Source organism: Streptomyces sp. NPDC002133, assembly GCF_040296405.1.
GTDB lineage: Bacteria > Actinomycetota > Actinomycetes > Streptomycetales > Streptomycetaceae > Streptomyces.
In genome coordinates this window covers 467664-489456 of sequence record NZ_JBEOXF010000001.1, presented here as the reverse complement: position 1 = coordinate 489456, position 21793 = coordinate 467664, and the positions used below count along the sequence as shown (strand labels likewise).

Genomic DNA, 21793 nt, shown 5'->3' with positions numbered 1-21793 from the left:
GCTTCAATCGGAGGCGAGCAGGCGCGCGCCACGGCTCCGGTCGGCCACGGACAGCAGACGTGAGCCGCCGACCGGGAGGTCCCAGAGCTGCTCGCGCGCGAGGCCGGTGTGCTCCCAGGCCACCAGCAGCCGGGTGAGCGGCTCGAGGACGGGCTCGGCGGAGAGCACGAACGTCGCCCAGTGCATCGGCGCCATGTTGAGGGCCCCGAGGTCCTGGAAGGCCTGCACAGCCTCCTCCGGGTCGGTGTGCACGGTGCTGAGCCACCAGCGCGGCGCGTACGCCCCGATCGGCAGCAGCGCCAGATCGATGTCCCGGTGGCGCCGGCCGATCTCCTTGAACCAGTGGCCGTATCCGGTGTCGCCCGCGAAGTAGACCCGGCGGCCCCGCTGGTCGGTGAGGATCCAGCCGCCCCAGAGCGAGCGGCAGGTGTCGGTCAGGGTGCGCTTGGACCAGTGGTGCGCCGGTACGAAGTCGAACCGCACCGCTCCCCCGCCGGGCGCGGGCAGTTCGGCGGCCTCCCACCAGTCGAGCTCGGTGACCCGGGTGAACCGGCGGCGCCGGAACCACCGTCCGAGCCCGGCCGGGACGAACAGCGGGGTGCGCCTGGGGAGGCGGGCGACGGTGGGGGCGTCGAGGTGGTCGTAGTGGTTGTGGCTGATGACCACGGCATCGACGCGCGGCAGGTCCTCCCAGCGGATGCCGACCGGGGTGAGACGGGCGGGGGTGCCGAGGATCCTGCGCGACCACACCGGGTCGGTGAGCACGGTGAGCCCTCCGATCGTCACCACCCAGCTGGCGTGCCCTGCCCAGGTGACGGCGACGGTCCCCGGCTCCGCGGCGGGCAGCGGCCCCGGCGCGAAGGGCAGTTGGGGGATGTCCGCCAGCCCTGCCCCGGCGGGCCGCAGCGCCCCTTCCCTGGCCAGCCTGGCCATGGCCCTCACCCCGGGCAACGGCGCAGTGAGCCGGTCGGCGAACGAGCGCGGCCAGCGGCGGACCGAACCGAGCGGGCGCAGTCCGGTCGTGGAGCGGGCCGCGGCGGTGCGCGCTGCGCCGGCTGCACCGGCGGCCCCCGCGGGGCCGTCTCCCCCGTGAGCGCCCGCTCCCCCGGTCGGCGCCGGACGTACCGAAGGGCCTGCCTCGACGGCAGACCTGACGGGTCGCACCGCGGATGAACCGGGCTCCGACCGGGTGGAGGCTTCCACGCGCCCCTGACCTGGGGCGCACCCGTCGCCGGGCGCCGCACGCACGGGGCCGTACGGGTCGTCCGCCGCGGGCGGGTGGTCGGCGGGGCGGGGCTCCGGGGGGTCCGTCATCTGGGGCTCCGTTCAGCGCGGGTCGGGCTCGCGGTTCGCGGGTGGGTCAGCGGAGTTCGTCGAAGGCCGATCCGAGGGCGGTCAGTGCCCTGGCCACGTGGGGCAGTTCCAGTGGTCGTTCGGCGGCGAGCGATTCCAGTCGCTCCTCCGGCGTCGTGCCGAGCAGTGGGCCCGTGCCCAGGCGGACGCGCAGAGCGCCGAGTTCGTCGCCGAAGCGGTGGCCGCCGGGCGACAGGGTGCCGAGGCGGGCGCTGAGGTAGTCCTCGAGTTCCATGGAGTCGCTGACGCCGCGCGCGGCGAGCCGGGCGCGCAGCGGGCCCAGGTCGGCGTAGAGATGGCGGCCCGCCTGAGGGGGCCGGGCGAGGGCGCCCGCGGTGAGGACCGCACGGTGGGCCGCCGCCGCGACCTGGGCGTGGAGTGCGGCCGCGCGGGCGGCCCGCGTGGTGACGGGCCCGGGTTCGCCGAGAGCGTGCGCGGCGGCGACGGCGACCGGGCCGGCGACGAAGGCCCCGAGCGCGGTGAGAACGTCGAGGACCCTCGCCCGCTTCCCCGCCGCTCGGACCGTGGCGGGGAAGCGGGCGACCGCCACCGGCCACGCGGCCGGGGCGAGCGCGCCCGACAGGTCGCTGATCACGGTCACGTCGTCGGGGCACATCTCGGCAGGGCTCAGCAGCACCCGCTCGTGCGGCCGGTGCAGCGTGTCCCGCCACGTCTCGTCGCTGACGATGTGCAGGCCCTCGTCGACGGCGGCCTCGCAGGCCTCACGCACCAGCTCCGGCGGAGCGACCGTGGCGGTCGGATCGTCGGCGACGGAGAGCAGCAGCAGATGCGGTGCACCGCCCTCGGCCCGCACCCTGCGCACCGTCTCCAGCAGCGCGTACGGGTCCGGCACGCCACCGCACTCCGCGGGCGTGGGCACGTGGTAGGCGGGCCGCCCGAGAAGCCGGGCCTGCGGCGTCCACCAGGCGGGGCACGGCCGCGGCATCAGCACATCGCCGCCGTGCGCGGCCAGCAGGGCGAGCAGCAGGGGCTGCGCGCCGGGCGCGGCCGCAACGTCCTCGGGGCGGCTGCGCAGTCCGCGCCGCCACCAGTAGCCGGCGGCGGCCTCCCGCAGGATCGGCCCTCCGCCGGGCGACTCCTGGGTCGATGTGCGCCCGGCCGCGGCCGCGAGCACCTCGGCGAGCTCGGGCAGCACGGGCAGGCCCGGCTCCGGTGCGGGCGGGCCGTAACGGACCGGACCGTGATCTTCCGGATCCTGCTCCATGCGACCACCTCCCGTGCTCGCGCCCGGGAACCCTGCCCGGCCCACGTGCCCTTTATACGGAGGTTCGGCCCGGCCCGCCGCTCCGGTCAGCCCATTCCCGTGATCCGCGCCGACTGCCGGATCGCCCCGACCTGCACGATCTGACCGCTCTACCGCGTCCGCATGATCACGGCTTGCGCCCGAGCAGGCAGAGCAACTGCGTCTGCACGCCCGCTCCCGCCGGAGGCGTCACGGCAGGGGCGAACAGCCCGCTCTTCGCCAGGCCCGCGGCGTACGGCGCGACCTCACGCTCGGTGAAGTCGACGAGCGCGCCGGGAAGCGCCTCGTCCGCGCCGATGGCCCGGGACAGGTCCCAGGCGTGCACGGTGGCGTCGGCGACCATCTGCGCGCAGTAGGCGGCCACCGTGCTCTCGCCGTACGACAGCTCCACCGTGCGCTCCAGTGCTCCCGGTTCGTTGAAGGCGGCCTTCGCGGCGGATGCGGCGCAGTCCCAGGTGACGGCCGGGTGCTCCCCGAGTACGTCGCCGTCGAAGGCATCGCCGACGTCGGCCATGGTCCTGCCCTCACCGACCAGGGGCGACACCCAGAGCTGCTCCGCGGTCAGATGGTTCACCAGATCCCGGACGGACCATTCGGTGCAGGGCGTCGGAGCCTCCCACTGGTCGGGCCGCACCGCGTGCACCCGGTCGGTGAAGAGCGCGAGCGCCTCGGCATGCCGGTCCAGAAGGCGATTGTCCATGGGGACCACTCTGCGCCCGCCCGGCGGCCCACGCGAACGGTCCACCCCGGGCCCGGGGGGGTGTCCGCAGCGCTCTCCGCGGCGGGGCACGGGGAGGGCCCGAGGTCGCTCCGCGGCGGGGCACGGGGAACCACGCCAAGAACGCGAGATCCCACCGCAGCACACGGCCCAGGGCCCACGGCGGGGGTCCGAGGTCGCTCCGCCGCACAGCCCCGGAACCACGGCCAGGACCCGGCACCCCACCGCAGCACAGCCCACGGCCCACGGCAAAGGCCCGTGGCCGCTCCGCGGACCCGGCCGCGGCCCGGCAGCCGCGCGCGCCGCGCAGTCGGCCCTTTGGGGCGCTTCGGCCGTGGTCCCGCTTGGGCCCCGGGCCCGCGGGGTACCCGCGTTCCATGTCCGCCTCAGCCCACCACGCCGACGACCCGACGCATGCGGCCGCCCACACCGCCGCATTCGCGGCCGGCCACACAGCCGACCGGCACACCGTCCGGAAACCCTCCCTCCGGTTGTGGGCGGCCGGATGGGACCAGCGCGCCTTCCACGCGGTCGCGACCCGGCACTGGCCCGGCGCCGACCGTTTCCTGCCCAGGCTCAGCCGAGCCGCCAACCACGGGCTCCTCTGGTTCGGCACGGCGGCCGGCATCGCCGTGATCGGGAACCGGCCCCGGTCCCGCCGGGCGGCACTGCGCGGCCTCGCGTCGCTGGCGCTCGCCTCCGCGACGATCAACACCGTGGGCAAGCGCTCGGTACGGCGCGCCCGGCCGGTGCTCGATGCCGTACCGCTGATCCGGCAGCTGAAGCGGCAGCCGTTCACCACCTCCTTCCCGTCCGGGCACTCGGCCTCCGCCGCTGCCTTCGCCACCGGGGTGGCCATGGAGTCGAAGGCGTGGGGCGCGGTGGTCGCGCCCGCCGCACTCGCGGTCGCGTTCTCCCGCGTCTACACGGGCGTGCACTACCCGAGCGATGTGCTGGCGGGCGCGGCACTCGGCGTCGGCGCGGCGTTCGTGGTGCGCGGGCTGGTGCCGACCCGCGACCGGTTGCCACCGCCGGGCCGCCCGCACGCCGACGCGCCGGTGCTGCCCGGCGGCCAGGACCTGGTCGTCGTCGTCAACCGATCGGCAGGTCCGGGGACCGTCCTGCCTGGAGCCGGGGAGTCGGGCGCCGGGCTCGTACGGGACGCTCTGCCGCTCGCCAGGATCGTGGAGTGCGCACCGGACGAGCTCGACGCCGCCCTGGAGAAGGCCGCGGACGGCTGCCTGGCGCTCGGGGTCATGGGCGGGGACGGCACGGTCAACCGGGCGGCGGCCGTGGCGGCCCGCCACGGTCTGCCGCTCGCGGTGTTCCCGGGCGGCACGCTCAACCACTTCGCGAAGGACCTGGGCGTGGAGACGGTCCACGACACCTGCCGGGCGCTGGCGTCGGGCGATGCCGTACGGGTCGACCTGGGCCGGTTCAGACCGGGTGTCGGGGGCGCGCCCGAAGGGCACTTCGTGAACACCTTCAGCCTCGGCGTCTATCCGGAGCTCGTACGGATCCGCGAGCACTGGGCGCCCCGCATCGGCACATGGCCCGCAGGGGTCCTCGCGGCGCTGCGGACGCTGCGCGCGGACCATCCGCTGGAGGCCGAATTCCGCGACACCCGGCGCCCGTTGTGGCTGCTGTTCGCAGGAAACTGCCTCTACCGGCGGATCGGCCCCGCGCCCGGCCGACGGCGGAATCTGGCGGACGGTCTGCTCGACGTGCGGGTGGTGCACGGCGGCCGCGGTCCGGGGCTCCGCCTGCTGGCCGCGGCGCTCGCGGGTCCGCTGAGCCGCTCCCCCTTCCATGCGGCGGTCCGGCTGCGACGGCTGCGGATCGACGGTCTGGCGCCGGGCACACCGTTCGCGTACGACGGCGAAGTGGGCGAGGCCGCCCACGAGTTGGTCCTCGACAAGAGAGAGGAGGCGCTCATCGTGTACCGGCCCGCGGCGCTCGATGCGCACGCCACCGTCGTGCCGCCGGTCGTGGTGGGCTGACACCTCCTTCGTCCCATATCGCGATACGCAGGTCTCATCATTCGATCCGGCGGCGTACCGTGACCGTACTGCTTCGCGCGAGGGAGAGGGAGTACGGCCATGCCGCAGGAGACCGCTGTCTACACCCACGGGCACCACGAGTCGGTGCTGCGCTCGCACCGCTGGCGGACCGCCGCCAACTCCGCGGCCCATCTCGTCCCCGAACTGCGCCCGGGCATGACCCTGCTCGACGTCGGCTGCGGGCCCGGCACGATCACGGCCGATCTGGCCGCGCTGGTGGCGCCGGGCCAGGTCACGGCGGTGGACGCGGCCGCGGCCGTTCTCGACGACGCACGAGGGGCGGTGAGGGAGCGCGGACTGGACAACGTCCGCTTCGCCGTCGCCGATGTCCACGCACTGGAGTTCCCGGACGACTCCTTCGACGTCGTGCACGCCCATCAGGTGCTGCAGCACGTGGGCGATCCGGTGGGCGCGCTGCGGGAGATGCGGCGTGTCTGCCGCCCCGGCGGCATGGTCGCCGTCCGCGACAGCGACTACGGCGCTTTCGCCTGGTACCCGGAAGCGCCCGCCCTGGACGGCTGGCTGGAGCTCTACCACCGCGTCGCCCGCGCGGGCGGCGGCGAACCCGACGCCGGCCGCCGCCTGTACTCCTGGGCGCGCCGCGCGGGCTTCACCGACATCACGGCGACCACCACGGCGTGGTGCTTCGCCACCCCCGAGGAGCGCGCGTGGTGGAGCGAGCTCTGGGCGGACCGTACGACCGCTTCGGTGTACGCGAAGCTGGCGGTCGACGGCGGGCATGCGAGCGCCGCGGAGCTGGCGGCGATCGCCGACGCGTGGCGGGCGTGGGGCGCCGAGGCCGACGCGTGGTTCATGGTCCCGCACGGCGAACTCCTCTGCCGCGCCTAGCGAATGCCGCAGCAGGCAATGTTCGCCCTGTTGCGACGCGCCGTCCGGGTGCCGGCCGGGCGGCTCGGACCCGCCGAGCTGTTGTCGTGGCCGAACGAGTACGCGTCCGGGAAGTCGACGACGAGGGCATATGGCCGTTGCGGATCATCCGCAGGGAAACCGGCCCCAAGGTGACCTGGCGGCGGGCCTGACTCCCACCGTCGCATGCGGTGAAGCAGGCGGCGCTCTCCGCGTCCGCCGGGTAGCACGACTCGATCGCGGCCTCGTCCAGCGTGATGTCCATCGATGTGCCGAACGTGGTGATGGTCGAGAACAGCCGCAGCTCTCGGTCCGCGGTCCGGGTGGTCTCCCGCGCCTCCATCTGCGGACAGGCATACATCTACGTCGACGGCGACAAGACCCCCACCGCCGACCTCAAGTCGACCACCACCGAGTACCTCGACGCGATCTGGGCCAAGACCTGGACCACCAGCGCCGAACACACCATCAAGCTTGTCGTCGTCGGCACCAGCGGCCGCCCGGCCATCACCACCGACGGCCTCGCCACCTCAAGTAACCGAAAGGCCGGGGAGTGACACACGGACGGTGAGTCCGCCGCCGGGGTTGGGTGTCAGCATCAGATCGCCATGGTGGGCGCGGACGATGCCGGCGACGATGGCCAGACCGAGGCCGTGCCCGCGGCGCGCGGGATCCTTCTCGGCCAGGCGCCCGCTGCCGCGCAGGAACGGTTCGGTGAGGTGGTCGACCGTCTCGGGTAGGAGGGGCCCGGTGTTGGTGACGGTCAGGACGGCGCGGCCGGAGTGTGCCGAGTCGGGGCCGGTGGTCAGGGTGAGCGATCCGCCGGTGGGCAGGTTGTGCCGCAGGGCGTTGTGGAGCAGGTTCAGGGTGAGCTGGCGGAGCAGTACGACGTCGCCGGTGGCCGGGGCCGGAAGGGTGTCGGCGGAGAGGGTGACGCCCCGTGTCCCGGCTTCCTCGCGGACGAGGTCGAGGGCTTCTCGGCCGGTGTCGGCGAGATCGAGGGGCTGGGTGGTGGGCGGGGTGTGTTCGAGGACGGAAAGTTGCAGCAGGGCGTCTGTGACCTCGATGCCGCGCTGGTTGGTCTCGCGCAGCCGGGCCACGAGTCTGGGGTAGTCCTGGCCGTCGGGGTCGGCGGTGGCGACGTCGAGCATGGTGCGGTTGACGGCGAGCGGAGTGCGCAGCTCGTGCGAGGCGTTGGCGGCGAAGCGCTGCTGTGCGTCGAAGGACCGCTGCAGTCGGGCGAGCATGGTGTCGAAGGTGTCGGAGAGATCCGTGAACTCGTCGCGCGGACCGGTGAGTCCCACACGGTGGTCCAGGGAACCGTCGGCCGCCCGCCTGGCCGCTCGGGTGATGTCCTGCAGGGGCCGCAGGACGCGGCCCGCGATGAACCATCCGCCGCCGACCCCGACGAGCGCCAGCAGGAGCAGCGTGATGCCGGAGGCTTCGAGCAGGGTCTGCAGGATCTCCTGCCGGGAGGGGGCGCCGCTTTCGTCCCGTGGGTTCGCGGCGGTCAGGGGGTAGTTGGGCACGAAGCGCAAGGCCAGGTAGATGACGGCCAGGGTGAACGCGCCCGCGACGACCACGAACAGGGCGTAGGTGAGGGTGAGCTTCATCCGGGCGGTCAGCCGCCGCGGCCGAGGAGGGCGCGCTGTGTCGTCCGCCGCCGGTGCTGCGGCGGTGGCCCGGTGGGGTGCTGATCGCCGGTTCACTGTCCGTGCCCCGCCCGTTCGTCGAGCCGGTATCCGACACCGGGCACGGTGTGGATGGACGACGGTTCGCCCAGCCGTTTGCGGAGCGTGGACATGGTGATGCGGACCGCGTTGGTGAACGGGTCGGCGTTCTCGTCCCAGGCCCGCTCCAGCAGCGTCTCCGCGCTGACGACCCCGCCCCGCGCCGTGATGAGGACTTCGAGGACGGCGAACTGTTTCCTGGTGAGCGCCACGTACTTCCCGTCGCGGAAGACTTCGCGACGGAACGGGTCCAGCCGGATTCCGGCGTACTCGATGACCGGGGGTGTGCTGTCCTTGGGCCGGCGGGCCAGTGAGCGGAGCCGCACGACCAGCTCTTTCAGGTCGAAGGGCTTGGTCAGGTAGTCGTCGGCGCCGAGCTCGAACCCGGTGACCTTCTCGTTGAGGAGGCCCGCCGCCGTCAGCATGAGCACGCGGCAGCCGAGGCGCCGCTCCACGATGATCCGGCACACGTCGTCGCCGTGCGTGCCGGGAATGTCGCGGTCGAGGACGACGACGTCGTACTCGTTCACGTCGAGGCGCTCCAGGGCGGTGTCGCCGTCCCCGGCGATGTCGGAGGCAATGGCTTCGAGCCTCAGGCCGGCCTGCACCGCCTCGGCGAGATACACCTCGTCCTCGACAATCAGCACCCGCATACGGCCTCTCCCGCCCTGTCTCGAACCAGCCGATATTCGGCTTTCGGCCCACCCTACGGCCCGGCCGGGAACGCTGGCGAAGAGTGATTTCCGCACTGCGGAGCGCTAGTGCCGCGAGCCGGACCGGCCGCCGGTCCTGTGCCCGGCCACCTCTATTGGAGCGGTCCGGGCCTATCGAAAACGTATCGGGAAATCGAGACGGCCTGGCAACACGGCCCGCCCTTGACTCAAGGCATCACCGAGCGGCACCCGCCGCTCCGTCCGAGATGCCTGGAGGCCACGATGCACGACAACCACGTGGCGAACCGCTCAGCCATGGCGGCGCGCCGACTCCCTGGCTCGCTGCCGGCAGTAATCTGCGCGTTCCTGGTGCTGGTGCTGTCGGCGACATGGGCCGTGACGACGTGGAGCGAACCGGCTGCGCGGGCAACCGCGCCAGCAGAAAATTCGCCGGACAGCGGCGGGACGCCCGCGGACGTCTCTCCCGAGGCTGACGACGACGGTGACCTACCGGACGACCGTGAAATCACCCCTTTCGACACCTGGCACCCGGCCGTCGGCCATCTGGACAAGCGTCTGCTGAAGGCCGTGCAGGAAGCGGCCCGTGATGCCCGCGACGACGGCATCGAATTCGTGGTCACGTCGGGCTGGCGCAGCAAGGAACAGCAACAGCGCCTGCTGGATGAGGGCATCGAGAAGTACGGGAGCCTGGAAAAGGCGCGGGAATTCGTGAACACCCCGGAGAAGTCGACCCACGTGTCCGGGAAAGCGGTGGACATCGGCCCCACCGACGCCGACGACTGGCTCATCCGCAACGGCTCCGCCTACGGCCTGTGCCAGGTCTACGCCAACGAGATGTGGCACTTCGAGTTGCTGACCGGCCCCCGCGGCACCTGCCCCGCCCTCCTGAACAACGCCGCCGGCTGACCGGTACCGGGCAGGCGCCCGGGACCGGGACGGCGCGCCGGCCCCGGAAGGGGCGGGGCGTGGAAAGGTCAGCCCCCGCCCAGGGCCCGCGGCGGCCGCATCCGGTAGTCGTAGCTCTCCGGCAGCGGCTCGTCCGCGAGCGCCGACCACACCTCGCCCAGGATCTCCGCACCCTCGGCCAGATCCGCCACCTCGAAACCCTCCTCGAAGACCGCCCGGGCGCGACCACGGTCGCCCTCCGCGAGCAGCAGCCGGGCCTCCAGCAAGCGGAAGCGTCCGCGCTCGCGCACGGCAGGCCAGAGCCGGGTCAGCACCGCGCGGGCCGACGCGGGGCGGCGGGCCGCGAGAAGCGCCTCGACGGTCTCGCGGGCCAGCGCCGCCGTCGCCGCGGTCCAGGCCTCCCCGTCGTCACGGCGCTCCGCGCAGAGGTCGTCGAAGGCCTCCGCGTACAGCTCGGCGGCGCGCTCGACGTGGCCGCCCTCCCGGTCGGCGACGGCGAGGCAGCGCAGCAACGGCCAGCGCGAGGGGGCGAGCCGGAGGCCGCGCTCCCAGCTGCGTACGGCCTGGGCGAAGTCGCCCGCGTGCCACTGGGCGACACCGAGGTGGTATTCGGTGAGCGGTTCGGCGGGGGCGGTCTCCAGCATGTCCCGCCAGTGCGGGGCGACCAGGGTGGGGCCCGGCGGGACGACGCGGCGCGGCGACGGCAGGACTCCGGTCCGCAGAAGCTCCAGCCAGGGCGCCTGCTCCTCACCGAGGGTCGCCTCGGGGAACGGCGTACCCGGCAACTTGTACCCGGCGCGCAGCACTTCGAGCGCACCCCACCCCGAGCCGGTGGCCAGCATCTCGCCCGGCTCGGTGTCCGCGCACCGCTGCCACGCCTCGTACGCGGCGTCGACGTCCGCGCGCGGCAGGGCGTCCTCCAGCCGTGCGGCGGTCTCGGCACGGGCCGCGGCCCAGTCGTCGCCGTGCACCGCCGCGGGATCGGCGGACAGCGGCCCGTACGCCTCCAGCCAGCTGAGCTCCCCCTCCGCGTCGAGCCGTACATGCTCCAGCTGGGTACGGGCGAGCCCGGCCTGGATCTCGGCGTAGCCGGGTGTGCCGGGTTCGGTCAGCCACTCCTGCCAGCGTCGCCCACCACGCCCCGAGCCCCAGAGGAAGAGCTTGCGGCCGCGCAGCAGGTCGGTGGAGGTCTGGACGAGCCCGAGGCCGTCCGCGTCGAGCGAGGCGATCCACCGGCGCGCGTCGCCCGGCACGTCGTAGAAGTAGTCGGCGGGGTACTCGCTGCGCAGCGGGTACGTGCGGTCGACGCCCTCGTGCCCGGGGACCGCGACCTTCCTCAGCGCGCGCTCGTAACCGAAGTGCCAGGCCCCGTCGGCCGGGGCCACGACCCGGGTCCGCCGGCCCTCGGGTACGGCGATGTTGGACCACCAGTAGACGGGCGCGGGCCGCTCGTGCGGATTGCGGATCCGGACGCCGACATGGAGGAAGTCGGAGCCGTCGGGCAGCCAGAGGTCGACCTGGAACGGCAGATCGCGCAGCCGCTCCCACTCCCACAGCCGCACCATCGCGCCGCCGTCGGGGGCGGGGACCACGGCGGCATGCAGCGGTGCGCAGGAGAGGGTGGTGTGGCCGGTGGCGCCGATGTTCCATTCGATGCCGCCGGAGAACCAGGCGCCGTTGAGCGCGAAGGCGGCGGGCTGGAACACCGGGTTGGCGTAGACGAGTTCGCGACCCGTGGGCTTGTGGTGCAGGGAATGGATCCGGCCACCGAGCCCGGGCAGGACGGTGACCCGCAGCCGGTCGTTCTCGATGACGATCGTGTCGAGGTCCGTCGCGGAGCGCTCGCGTCCGTAGCCGTCGCGCACTCTCGTGGGCAGCACGGTGCGCAGCGGCTCGTATCCGATCTGGCGGGCCATGTCCCGCGGCAGGCCGTCCTTGGCGCGTTCGTCGAGCGCGTGGAGTTCGTCGAGGGGGCGGAGGGCAGGCAGCGGATTCTCGGGCCCCAACGGGGCCGCGGGCAGGGTCAGTACGGCACGTCGCACGGTGGTGGCCACGGCAACCTCGCTTTTCGCTCGCACGTCGATCGCATCGTTCGCGCGATGACCATGGAACACGGTCGGCGCCGCCCCGGCCAGGGGCTCAGCAGGTCACTCTTCGGCAAAGGCCGCGGCCACAAGGTCCGCGAGGAGCACGGCCGGTGCGGCGCTCGCACTCGCGCTGCCGCGCATGCGACTCGTCCTCACCCGCCGTGCGACGGATCCTCAATCGGCCGGATGGCCCGACCGGAGGGTCATCTCGGAGGTGATCGCCCAGCGTTCGTGGTCGCGCCAGGCGCCGTCGATGAAGAGGAAGTCCGGGGAGAAACCCTCCAGCCGGAAGCCCAGCCCCCGGACGAGCGCGACGGACGCGGCGTTGCCGGGCTGGATGTTGGCCTCGAGGCGGTGCAGGCCGAGCGGGCCGAAGGCGTACTGGACGACGAGGCGCAGGCCCTCGCTCATCAGACCGCGGCCTGCGGCGTGCACAAAGGCGCCGTAGCCGACGGCTCCGCAGAGGAAGCCGCCGCGGACGATGTTGTTGATGTTGATGAATCCGGCGATCCGGCCGTCGTCGCGGTCGCAGACCAGGAAGCCCTCCTTGGTCGGATCGTCGATGAGCCTGTGCGCGTACGCGGCGTACGCCTCGCCCGTCTCGGGCGGGAAGAGCCAGGGCCGGTGCAGCTCTCTGCTCGCGCGGGCGAGCGCGGTGAACTCGTCGGCGTCGCCGGGACGGTAGTGCCGTATGCCTACGCGCGGCCCCTCGGCGAGCAGGCCCAGGGGGGCGGAGCGGCGGGAGGCGTCGGGCTTCATGTCGCCAGGCTAGGCCCTGTCCGCCGTCACTTGTCGCGGCGCCGGAAGGGGCACCCGCCGCAGAGCAGGCCCAGGATCGTCGCGGACAGCAGGGCCAGGCACAGCGGCAGGACGACCTCGGGGACCAGGGCCCTGACCTTCACCCGAAGGGTGTCCTCGAAGACGAAGATCAGCGTGAGGGCCGCGAGCACCAGGAACGCGATCCTCGCAACGGTGAGCCGGCCACCGAGACCGCCTCCCCCGTCCCGGCCCCTGCCCCGCTGCCGGTCGTGCCGCCTCTCGAGGCGTCCTCGGGACTCATGGGACCAGGACGGACGGATCCTGGCCCCATGAGGACGGCGGAGCGGGCCGTACGGGTGAGACACCGACAGGCCCACTCATCCTTGTCAGACAAGCTACGGCATGCCCGGTCCCTCAGGATGCCTTGGCCGTGAACTACGGTGGAAGCAACAAGGACATCGCATACCCAGCCCGCGCCAGTGAGCTGACAAGTGAGCCGGGGAGACACAGTGGCAGTCAGCGGAGCAGCGAGCGGACGGGTGAGCGGACCGCAGCGCCGCCCGGTCGTCGTCCTGTACGAGCGGATCGCGGACGCCATCCACGACGGCACCTATCCGCCGGGTTCCACCCTGCCGTCCGAGCCCCGTCTCGCCACCGAACTCGGGGTCAGCAGGCCCGCCCTCCGCGAGGCGCTGCTGCTGCTCCAGGAGGACGGGCTCCTCACCGTGCGCCGGGGCGTCGGCAGGACCGTGAACGACCGCCCGCTCCGGCGCGGCTTCGAACAACTCCAGCCGCTGGAGGAGCAGTTGTCGCCCGGCGCGCCGCTGCGGGTGCGGGCGCTGCGGCGGGCCGTCGAGGAGCCGACCGACTTCACCACCCAGCATCTGCTCGCTCCTGCCCGCGCGGAGCTGCGGTTCTGGGAGTCCCTGCTGTACGGGGACGCCGCGGCGGCGCTCAGCCAGGAGTGGGCGGCGTCGGACGACGTACTGGAACGGGCGCATCCGGCGTTCGCGCATGCCCTTCACGAGGCCGGTCGTGCCGACCGCACCTCGATGCTGGCCGTGCTGGCCGCCGCCTCGCGCGGGGTGCCGCTCACGGCGTACTCCGGGGTGACCGCGACCGTGCTCGGGCGGCGGCGTGGGTCGCAGCTGGAGCGGGCAGCCGACACCCCTGCGGTACTGGTCACGCAGGTCGTGCGCGCCGGGGACGTGCCGATCCTGGCGGCCAAGCACATGCTGCCGACGGGGGCGCCGGCGCTGCCGGTCCTCCAGTCGAACTGATCGAGCCCCGCCGCGTGGCCCTGCCGGACGCAGCGAGCCCCTGCGACGCTCGAGGACACACACCCGAGCCGGCCGGACCGGCGCAGACACCCAGCCCGTCCGGCGTTCGAGGACGGACACCCTGGCCCCGGCCCGGCCAGGGGACGGGCCCGCGTGGGCCCCGTCACGGCACCGCGCCACCCCGTGCCGTACACTCACGCCGCATGCACTTGTCTGACAACTCCGCGCCCGCCCTCTCCCCCGTCGCGGACTGGGTCCGCCGCGCTCCCAAGGCCGTCCTCCACGATCACCTGGACGGCGGCCTGCGGCCCGGCACCATCGTCGAACTGGCCCATGAGTGCGGCTACGGCGATCTCCCCACCGAGGAGCCGGAAGCGCTCGCCGTCTGGTTCCGGGACGCCGCCGACTCCGGTTCGCTGGAGCGGTACCTGGAGACCTTCGCCCACACCTGCGCGGTGATGCAGACCCGCGAGGCCCTCTTCCGTGTCGCCGCCGAGTGCGCCGAGGACCTGGCCGCCGACGGGGTCGTCTACGCCGAGGTGCGGTACGCGCCCGAGCAGCACCAGGAGCAGGGCCTGAGCCTCGACGAGATCGTCGGGGCCGTGAACGAGGGCTTCCGCGAGGGCGAGCGCCGCGCGGGCGGCCGCATCACGGTCCGCGCGCTCCTGACGGGCATGCGGCACACGCAGCGCTCGCTGGAGATAGCCGAGCTCACGGTGGCCCACCGGGACCGCGGAGTGGCGGGCTTCGACATCGCGGGCGGCGAGATCGGCAACCCGCCGGCCCGTCACCTCCCCGCCTTCCAGCACCTGAAGCGGCACAACTGCCACTTCACGATCCACGCGGGCGAGGCCGTCGGCGCCGAGTCCGTCCACGAGGCGGTCCAGGTCTGCGGCGCCGAGCGGATCGGGCACGGGGTCCGCATCACCGACGACATCCAGGTCCACGACGACGGCACGGCGACGCTCGGCCACCTCGCCGCGTACGTGCGCGACAACCGCATCGCGCTCGAGGTCTGCCCGACGTCCAACCTCCAGACGGGCGCCGCGAAGGACTACGCGACGCACCCGATCGACCTGCTGCGGCGCCTCGGCTTCCGGGTCACCCTCAACACCGACAACCGTCTGGTCTCGGGTACCACCATGAGCCGCGAGTTCCAGCACATGGTGGACGCCTTCGGTTACGGTCCCGAGGTCTTCGAGCAGCTCACGGCCGCGGCCCTCGAGTCCGCGTTTCTTCCGCTGCCGGAGCGCCGCCGCATCCTCGACGAGGTGGTACGGCCGGGGTACGCGGCGCTGTAGGCGGGTGCGGACGGTGCCTGCGGGGCCGGTCAGGGGCCGCGGGGGCGTGGCGGGGGAGGTCTGGGCGACGATGTCGTTCACGGCCTTGCGGGCCACGTCCGCGAACTCCGGATCGATCTGGATCCGGAACGCCGGCAGGTAGTGCTTGCCACCTGCGGAGAACGTCCGCAGCATCTGCAGCTGAGAGCGAGTCCGCTGAAGGTGCCGGGCGAGGAAGCCCAGCCGGCGCTCCGCCTGCGCCGGACTCCACGGGCCCCGTGCCGCCCGGTCGTCCAGCGGGATCCCGTACACCGCAGGGACCAACGCGTCCAGCAGATGATCCTCCACGGCCTGCCGTCCGGAAACAGCACGCGCACCGGCGCCGGCAGCCGGTGCGCCGGCGTCTTCGTCCCGTCGGGCGCGACGTCGTACAGCTTGGCGAAGCGCACCGGTTTGTCGGCGGCGTCCCCGGCTCAGCGCAAGCAGGGTTCAGCACAGCGCCGGTACGTCGAGCGTCACCGTCCCGGCGTCCGCGTCCAGCACCGCCGGGACCCCCAGCGGCATCGTCAGCGTCGTCGGCCCGTGCCCGAAGCCCAGCTCCTCGACGACCGGCACACCGAGCCCGCCCAGCCGGTCCAGGAGAACGGCCCTGACCTCCTCGTACGGGCCGCACTCCGCCCAGGAGCCGAGGGCCACGCCGGCGACCCCGTCCAACCGGCCCGAGCGCAGCAGCTGGGTGAGGATGCGGTCCAGGCGGTACGGCTCCTCGCCGATGTCCTCGATCAGCAGCAGCCCGCCCCGGGCGGAGGGCCGCGCGTGCGGGGTGCCCAGGTCGGCGGCGAGCAGGCTGACACAGCCGCCGAGCGTCACCCCCGCGGCCCGGCCCGGCACCAGGGGTGCGGCCGTCTCCAGGCCGAGGGTGCGGACGGACTCGGGCTCGAAGAGCGTGGCGCGCAACGACTCCTGGGTGCGCGGGTCCTTGAGGAAGACCTCGGTCGCGGGCATCGTTCCGTGCAGCGTGGACAGCCCGGTCCGTACGGCGAAGGCCTCGTGGAGCGCGGTCACATCGCTGTAGCCGACGAAGACCTTCGGTCCCGCCGCACGCATCGCCGCCCAGTCGACGAGGTCGACCATGCGCTGGCCGCCGTAGCCTCCGCGGGCGCACAGCACGGCGGAGACGGAGGGGTCGCACCACGCGTCCTGGAGATCCCGGGCGCGGGCCGCGTCGTCGCCCGCGAGATACCCGAGCCGCGGGTGCTCGTCGAGGACATGCGGCATGACGACCGGATCCAGCTCCCAGCCGCGCAGGATGTCCAGGCCCGCTTCCAGCCGGTCGGCCGGAACGGGCCCGCTGGGTGCCACGACGGCGACCCTGGCGCCCGGGCGCAGTCGGGCGGGCCGGGTCAGGGGCCTCACGGGCACGGGGAGCATGGTCTCGGCCTCCGGTTCACTGCTTCAGTTCGAGCGCGGGGACATCGGTACGGGTGATGCCGAACGTCTGCGCGTACAGGGACAGTTCGGCCTCCAGGGCGCGGACCATGGTGTCCGCGCGACGGAAGCCGTGGCTCTCCCCCTCGAAGCCGATGTAGGCGTGGGGGATGCCGCGGCCCGCCGTCCGGTCCAGGAAGCGCTCGCTCTGCGCCGGTGGGCAGATCGGGTCGTCCAGGCCCTGGAGCAGCAGGAACGGGACGGTGATCCGGTCGACGTGCTCGATCGGCGATCGCTCACGGTAGCGGGCGGGAACGTCGGCGAGCGGCCCGATCAACGACTCGAGGTACTGGGACTCGAAGTCGTGGGTCCCGTCGGCGGCCCAGCCCATGAGGTCGAGGATGGGGTAGATGATCGTGCCGCAGGCGTAGACGCCGGTCGTGGTGAGGGACGCTGCGGCGGTCCAGCCGCCGGCGCTGCCGCCGCGGATCGCGAGGCGCTCCGGATCCGCGGTGCCTTCGGCGGCGAGGGCCTGGGCGACCGCCGCGCAGTCCTCGACGTCGACGACACCCCACTGCTCGCGCAGCCGGTTGCGGTACTCCCGCCCGTAGCCGGTCGAGCCGCCGTAGTTGACCTCGGCGACGCCGATGCCGCGCGAGGTGAAGTAGGCGATCTCCAGATCGAGGACGAGCGGGGCATGGCCCGTGGGCCCACCGTGGGCCCACACCACATACGGCGGCAGCTCGTCGCCGGGAGCGATGCGGTCCGGGTTGTGGGGCGGATAGACGTGGGCGTGGATCTCGCGGTTGTCGGGCCCGGTGAAGGTACGGATCTGCGGCTCGGGGTAGTAGGCGGGGTCGACCGGGTCGTCGTGGGCCGAGCCGATGACACGGGCTCGGCCCGTGCAGGTGTCCAGCTCGACGATCTCGTAACCGCTGCGTGGGCTCGCGGCGACGCCGATGACCCGGGTGCCGTTCACCGCGAGGGCCGACGCCCACTCCGTCCAGGGGCCCGCGGCGTCGACGAGCTCCCCGGTCTCCGGGTCGAGTATGCCGAGAGCGGTGGCGCCCTTGCCGTGGATGACGGCGATCAGCCCGTTCTCCAGTGGCTGGAACCAGGTGAGGCCGATCTTCCACAACGGTCCGCCGAACTCCTCGCCGCGGCCCGGGCAGAGGCTGGTGGCCCGTGCCTCGCCACCGTGGAGGTCGTCGGGCCGGATGCGCTGCAGCTCCCACCAGTTGCTCCGGTCGGAGAGGTACAGCAGGGAGCCGTCCGGGGCCCAGTCGACCTGCGGCACCGACTCGTCGGCGCCTCCGGCGATCTCCCGCACCGCGCGGAAGGGGCCGTCCTCCGCCACCTCGCCGAGCATCACCGTCGTGCCGTCCCACGGCATGCGCGGATGGTCCCAGGCGATCCATGCGGCGTGCCGCCCGTCGGGCGACAGCCGGGGCCCGGTGACGAAACGGTGCCGGTCGTCGGTCAGCTCCCGTACGACGCCGCGGTCGTCGGTCGCCGAACCGTCCAGCGGCACCGCCGCGATCACCCGACGCACATCGGTGGGTGCGGGCCCGGTGAACTCCTCCAGCACGCACCAGACCTCACCGTGGTCCGGGCGGATGACCGGGTCCACCCAGCGCAGCCCGCCGCCGACGGGGGACACGGGAGTGAGCGGCCGGGGCGTGCCGCCCCTGTCCGGCTCGTACGCGTACAGCCGCTGGTCGCCGTGGTGGACGAAGACGACGAGCGGGCCGGCATCGGCCCGCGGCGCCCCGGCCCAGGGCCGGCCGCCGTACTCGATCACCCGGCTGCGGACGTTCCACGGGGCGGGCAGCACCGACTCCTCGGCGCCGTCGGCCCGCCGCCGCATCAGGGCGCGTCTGCCGCCCTCGGCGGGGCGCGGCTCGGTCCACCACACCTCGTCGCCGACCGTGCCCGCGTACTCCGGGCGACCGTCGTGCGAGGCGGCGAGTGCGGCGTCGATCGGCGACGGCCAGGTCCCGTAGGCGCCCGTGGGTACCATTGCCCATTCCCCCCTATGCGGACTGCAGATAGTGGTCGAGCACGCGGACGCCGAAGTGCAGCGCGTCGACGGGTACGCGTTCGTCGACGCCGTGGAACATGGCGCCGTAGTCGAAGCCTTCGGACAGCCTCAGCGGTGAGAAGCCGTAGCCGGTGATGCCGAGCCGCGAGAACTGCTTGGCGTCGGTGCCGCCGGACATGCAGAACGGAACGACGTGGCCGTCGGGGGCGAAGCGCTCGATGGCCGCGCGGAGTTTGGCGAAGGTCGGGGAGTCGACGGGCGCTTCCAGGGCGATCTCGCGGTGGTGGAACTCCCAGTCGACGTCCGGTCCGGTGAGCCGGTCGAGGGTGTCGCGGAACTCGTCCTCCCCGCCGGGAACCACCCGCCCGTCGACGAAGGCGGTCGCGTGCCCGGGGATGACGTTGACCTTGTAACCGGCGTCCAGCATGGTCGGGTTGGTGCTGTTGCGCACGACGGGCTCGACGAGCAGGGCGGCCCGGCCGAGCTTGTCCATCAGCGCGTCCACGTCGATGCCGGGCGCGTCGAGGTCGGCGGCGATGCCGTGCAGCGCGGCCAGCTCGGACAGCGCGGCCCGCACGGTCGGGGTGAGCCGCACCGGCCACTCGTGTGCGCCGATCCTGGCGATCGCCTCGGCGAGCCGGGTCACGGCATTGGCTCGGTTGACCTTGGAGCCGTGGCCCGCCCTCCCGTGGGCGGAAAGCTTCAGCCAGGCGGTGCCGCGCTCCCCCGCCCCGATCGGGTAGAGCGCCATGCCGGGCCCGGCGTGGAAGGTGAAGGCCCCGGATTCGCTGATGCCCTCGGTGCAGCCCTCGAACAGCTCCGGGTGCCGGCCGGCGAGGAAGTCGGCGCCGTCGATCGCGCTGGCCTCCTCGTCCGCCGTGTACGCGATGACGATGTCGCGACGGGGCCTGATCCCTGCGCGATGCCAGGCCCGTACGACCGAGAGGACCATCGCGTCCATGTTCTTCATGTCCACCGCGCCGCGGCCCCAGACGACTCCGTCGCGGACCTCGCCGGAGAAGGGGTGGACGGTCCAGTCGGCGGGCTCGGCGGGGACCACGTCGAGATGGCCGTGGACGAGCAGGGCGTCCGCCGAGGGGTCGGTGCCCTCGATCCTGGCCACCACGTTCGTACGGCCCGGGGTGCGCTCGAGGAGGACCGGCTCCAGGCCGGCCGCGGCGAGCCGTTCGGCGACGTACTCGGCGGCGGGCCGCTCCCGGCAGTCACCGCCGCCGCGGTTGGTGGTGTCGAGCCGGATCAGCTCGGAGGTGAAGGTCACGACTTCTGTGAGGGCGGTCTCGTCGACGCCCGGGTGTTCGGTACGGGTCACGTCAGCCATACTGCTCCTCCACGGCGGCCGAGACGATCGTCGTGACCGCCTTGAAGGTGCGAATCGCCTCGTACATCGTCGCGCTGGTGAAGGCGATGCGCCGCTCTCCGCTGCGGGCGGCGCCCGGCACGACCGTCGCGGCCGCGGCGAGATGCTCGGCGTCGAACTCCAGCTCCACGGTGAACGGTCCGCCCCGCACCGCCTCATGGCGGACGGCGAGCGCGGTGGCCTCCTTGGCGGCGGCACGGATCTCGGCGGCGGTACGGGCCGGGGTGCGGCACACCGCCGCGTACCGCGACACATGGTCCTTGACCGCGACCTTACGGGCCCCCGGGGCGTAGCCGAGGGCGTCCTCGCAGGTCAGGTCGTCTCCGGTGACCAGGATGACCGGCACTCCGTACTCCGCGACCACATGGGCGTTGAGCAGGCCCTCGCTCGCCCGCTCGCCGTTGAGCCACACGCCGGTGATGGAGTTCGCGAGGTACGTGTGCGCGAGCACGCCCTCCGTACCCGCGCCCGTGTGGTAGCCGACGAACGCGATGCCGTCCACGTCGCCGTGCTGCACGCCCTCCACCATGGACAGCGCCTTGTGCCGTCCCGTCAGCATCTCGGCCCGGTCGTCCAGCCGCTCCAGCAGCAGGTTGCGCATCGTCCAGTGCGCTTCATTGATGACCACCTCATCGGCGCCACCGTCGAAGAAGCCGAGCACCGCCGCGTTCACGTCCGAGGTGAACATCGCCCGGCACCGCTCCCACTGGGGCGTACCGGGCAGCACGTCGGCGGGCCAGGTGACGCCCGTGGCGCCCTCCATGTCGGCACTGATGAGGATCTTCAACATGCACCATTCCTACCGCAGGTTCCCCGCCGTACGCACCGGGCGTGACATGGGTCGGGGGTCACGGATCCGCGGCGGGCGGCGCGGCCGGGGGGCGCGCTCGGCGACTGGCAGCCGGGGGCTCTGCTGAGGAACCGGGCCGGGGCACGACACGTCACAGGGGCGATCGATTCCCCCACACAGCCTCCGCTCCGCGCTCCGAACCCCAGGGGGACCCATGCGTACGCGCACAGCACACACCGTCGAACTGCTCGTCGCACTCGCCGTGCTCACCGCCGGAACCGGTGCCCTCGCCGGCTGCGGCAGCGAGCGGGCCGACGGCCGGGGCACTCAGGTCCGCGGCACCGACCAGGCGGCGCGGACGCAATCCCGCGCCCGCGAGGTCGCCGAGGCGTGGGACGGCTCCGAGGCGGCCGCGGCATGGGCCGAGGGCTACTTCCCGATGCAGGAGCCGGTCCGGCTGCCCGAGAACGCCTTCCGCAACGATGCGGACAAGCGCGCCTACGGGATGGGCAGCTTCGTCCTGCGCGGTGAGCTGCCCGCCACCCCGCGCAAGGACGGGCAGGTGAGGTGGGAGAGCGGAGAGTCGCTCACGTTGCCGATGATGGGTGCGCGGGAGGCACTGGCGTCGCTGTCCCGCGGCGGCGACGGCGGACCGCACCTCACGGTGACCGGGGCGAAGCCGGGCACGATGACCCTGGCCACCAGCCGTGGCCGGGCGACCGTCCCGGCCTGGCTGTTCACCCTCGCGGGCTATGACACCCCGCTCCAGCGGGTCGCCCTCAACCCCTCGAAGCTCCCCCGGCCGCCGATCGAGCCGGTCGGTGAGGTGCCCACCGACGAGCTGGCGCCCCTCGGCCGGCTGGTGGCGGTGGCCCCGGACGGCCGGTCCGTCGTGGTGGTGGCCAACCATGGGAGCTGCGACAAGGGTCCCGCTGTGGACGTCCTGGAGACGGACGGCAGTGTCGTGCTGTCCGCGTCCGTCGTGGGCACGGAACCCGGCCCCTGCAGGAAGGCGTTGCCGGCGAAGGAAATGACGGTGGAGCTGGACCGGCCGGTCGGCGACCGTGTCCTCCTGGACGCTTTCACCGGAGGCCCGGTGCCGCAGGGAGAGGGCGAGTCCATGCCCACAGACTGACGGTGCACGCGCACGACCGTCCGCGTGCAGGTGCGCCGCGCCC

At 73.3% G+C, this 21793-nt stretch carries 18 protein-coding genes and 1 pseudogene; 7 read left to right on the top strand and 12 right to left on the bottom strand.

Annotated elements, in window-relative coordinates; all coding sequences use genetic code 11:
- Positions 1 to 3: 3 nt before the first annotated feature.
- The 3 genes from ABT078_RS02130 to ABT078_RS02120 form a co-directional block, all read right to left on the bottom strand.
- The gene (locus tag ABT078_RS02130; RefSeq protein WP_351222795.1) at positions 4 to 1314 is read right to left on the bottom strand and encodes an MBL fold metallo-hydrolase; all 1311 of its coding nucleotides are present in this window, start codon (positions 1312 to 1314) and stop codon (positions 4 to 6) included.
- 46 nt (positions 1315 to 1360) lie between these two features.
- Positions 1361 to 2578 (bottom strand): aminotransferase class I/II-fold pyridoxal phosphate-dependent enzyme, encoded by a 1218-nt coding sequence (locus ABT078_RS02125; RefSeq protein ID WP_351222793.1) that lies wholly within the window; start codon positions 2576 to 2578, stop codon positions 1361 to 1363.
- A 166-nt stretch (positions 2579 to 2744) separates the two neighbouring features.
- A complete protein-coding gene (locus ABT078_RS02120; protein ID WP_351222791.1) occupies positions 2745 to 3317 on the bottom strand; it encodes a TIGR03086 family metal-binding protein in 573 nt (190 codons plus the stop codon).
- A 395-nt stretch (positions 3318 to 3712) separates the two neighbouring features.
- Between ABT078_RS02120 and ABT078_RS02115 the strand changes: the two genes are divergently transcribed.
- The 3 genes and pseudogenes from ABT078_RS02115 to ABT078_RS02100 form a co-directional block, all read left to right on the top strand.
- The gene (locus tag ABT078_RS02115; RefSeq protein WP_351222789.1) at positions 3713 to 5335 is read left to right on the top strand and encodes a bifunctional phosphatase PAP2/diacylglycerol kinase family protein; all 1623 of its coding nucleotides are present in this window, start codon (positions 3713 to 3715) and stop codon (positions 5333 to 5335) included.
- Between the two features lie 99 nt (positions 5336 to 5434).
- Complete coding sequence (locus tag ABT078_RS02110) at positions 5435 to 6244, top strand: methyltransferase domain-containing protein (protein WP_351222787.1); 810 nt, start codon at positions 5435 to 5437, stop codon at positions 6242 to 6244.
- 320 nt (positions 6245 to 6564) lie between these two features.
- Positions 6565 to 6819: pseudogene (locus tag ABT078_RS02100) on the top strand (hypothetical protein); the annotation flags it as partial.
- On the opposite strand, the gene ABT078_RS02095 reads toward ABT078_RS02100, so the two are convergent.
- Together ABT078_RS02095 and ABT078_RS02090 are read right to left on the bottom strand one after the other, a co-directional pair.
- A complete protein-coding gene (locus tag ABT078_RS02095) occupies positions 6793 to 7875 on the bottom strand; it encodes a sensor histidine kinase (RefSeq protein WP_351222785.1) in 1083 nt (360 codons plus the stop codon). The pseudogene ABT078_RS02100 and the gene ABT078_RS02095 sit on opposite strands and share 27 nt — an antisense overlap.
- 92 nt (positions 7876 to 7967) lie before the next feature.
- Positions 7968 to 8645 (bottom strand): response regulator transcription factor, encoded by a 678-nt coding sequence (locus ABT078_RS02090; RefSeq protein WP_351222783.1) that lies wholly within the window; start codon positions 8643 to 8645, stop codon positions 7968 to 7970.
- 315 nt (positions 8646 to 8960) lie between these two features.
- On the opposite strand from ABT078_RS02090, the gene ABT078_RS02085 reads away from it, so the two are divergent.
- Positions 8961 to 9572, top strand: coding sequence for a M15 family metallopeptidase (locus ABT078_RS02085; RefSeq protein WP_351222781.1), 612 nt, complete (start codon positions 8961 to 8963; stop codon positions 9570 to 9572).
- A gap of 68 nt (positions 9573 to 9640) precedes the next feature.
- Here ABT078_RS02085 and ABT078_RS02080 read toward each other — a convergent pair whose 3' ends face one another.
- The 3 genes from ABT078_RS02080 to ABT078_RS02070 all read right to left on the bottom strand — a co-directional run bounded on the left by ABT078_RS02080 (position 9641) and on the right by ABT078_RS02070 (position 12609).
- Entirely contained in the window at positions 9641 to 11626 is a 1986-nt protein-coding gene (locus ABT078_RS02080) for a DUF5107 domain-containing protein (RefSeq protein WP_351222779.1), read from the bottom strand.
- A gap of 207 nt (positions 11627 to 11833) precedes the next feature.
- Complete coding sequence (locus tag ABT078_RS02075; RefSeq protein WP_351222777.1) at positions 11834 to 12418, bottom strand: GNAT family N-acetyltransferase; 585 nt, start codon at positions 12416 to 12418, stop codon at positions 11834 to 11836.
- A gap of 26 nt (positions 12419 to 12444) precedes the next feature.
- Entirely contained in the window at positions 12445 to 12609 is a 165-nt protein-coding gene (locus ABT078_RS02070; RefSeq protein WP_351222775.1) for a DUF1049 domain-containing protein, read from the bottom strand.
- Positions 12610 to 12957: 348 nt separating this feature from the next.
- On the opposite strand from ABT078_RS02070, the gene ABT078_RS02065 reads away from it, so the two are divergent.
- Positions 12958 to 13698 (top strand): GntR family transcriptional regulator, encoded by a 741-nt coding sequence (locus ABT078_RS02065; protein WP_351222773.1) that lies wholly within the window; start codon positions 12958 to 12960, stop codon positions 13696 to 13698.
- Between the two features lie 203 nt (positions 13699 to 13901).
- Entirely contained in the window at positions 13902 to 14999 is a 1098-nt protein-coding gene (locus ABT078_RS02060) for an adenosine deaminase (RefSeq protein WP_351222771.1), read from the top strand.
- A 468-nt stretch (positions 15000 to 15467) separates the two neighbouring features.
- Here ABT078_RS02060 and ABT078_RS02055 read toward each other — a convergent pair whose 3' ends face one another.
- The 4 genes from ABT078_RS02055 to ABT078_RS02040 are packed head-to-tail and all read right to left on the bottom strand — an operon-like array spanning position 15468 to position 20612.
- The gene (locus ABT078_RS02055; protein WP_351222769.1) at positions 15468 to 16409 is read right to left on the bottom strand and encodes a S66 peptidase family protein; all 942 of its coding nucleotides are present in this window, start codon (positions 16407 to 16409) and stop codon (positions 15468 to 15470) included.
- A 16-nt stretch (positions 16410 to 16425) separates the two neighbouring features.
- The gene (locus ABT078_RS02050; protein ID WP_351222767.1) at positions 16426 to 18426 is read right to left on the bottom strand and encodes a S9 family peptidase; all 2001 of its coding nucleotides are present in this window, start codon (positions 18424 to 18426) and stop codon (positions 16426 to 16428) included.
- Positions 18427 to 18439: 13 nt separating this feature from the next.
- The gene (locus ABT078_RS02045; RefSeq protein WP_351222765.1) at positions 18440 to 19786 is read right to left on the bottom strand and encodes a M20/M25/M40 family metallo-hydrolase; all 1347 of its coding nucleotides are present in this window, start codon (positions 19784 to 19786) and stop codon (positions 18440 to 18442) included.
- The gene (locus ABT078_RS02040) at positions 19779 to 20612 is read right to left on the bottom strand and encodes a M55 family metallopeptidase (protein WP_351222933.1); all 834 of its coding nucleotides are present in this window, start codon (positions 20610 to 20612) and stop codon (positions 19779 to 19781) included. Before ABT078_RS02040 ends, ABT078_RS02045 begins: the two co-directional genes overlap by 8 nt.
- Positions 20613 to 20829: 217 nt before the next feature.
- On the opposite strand from ABT078_RS02040, the gene ABT078_RS02035 reads away from it, so the two are divergent.
- Positions 20830 to 21750: a hypothetical protein gene (locus ABT078_RS02035; protein ID WP_351222763.1), complete on the top strand. Its 921-nt coding sequence runs from the start codon at positions 20830 to 20832 to the stop codon at positions 21748 to 21750.
- Positions 21751 to 21793: the final 43 nt, after the last annotated feature.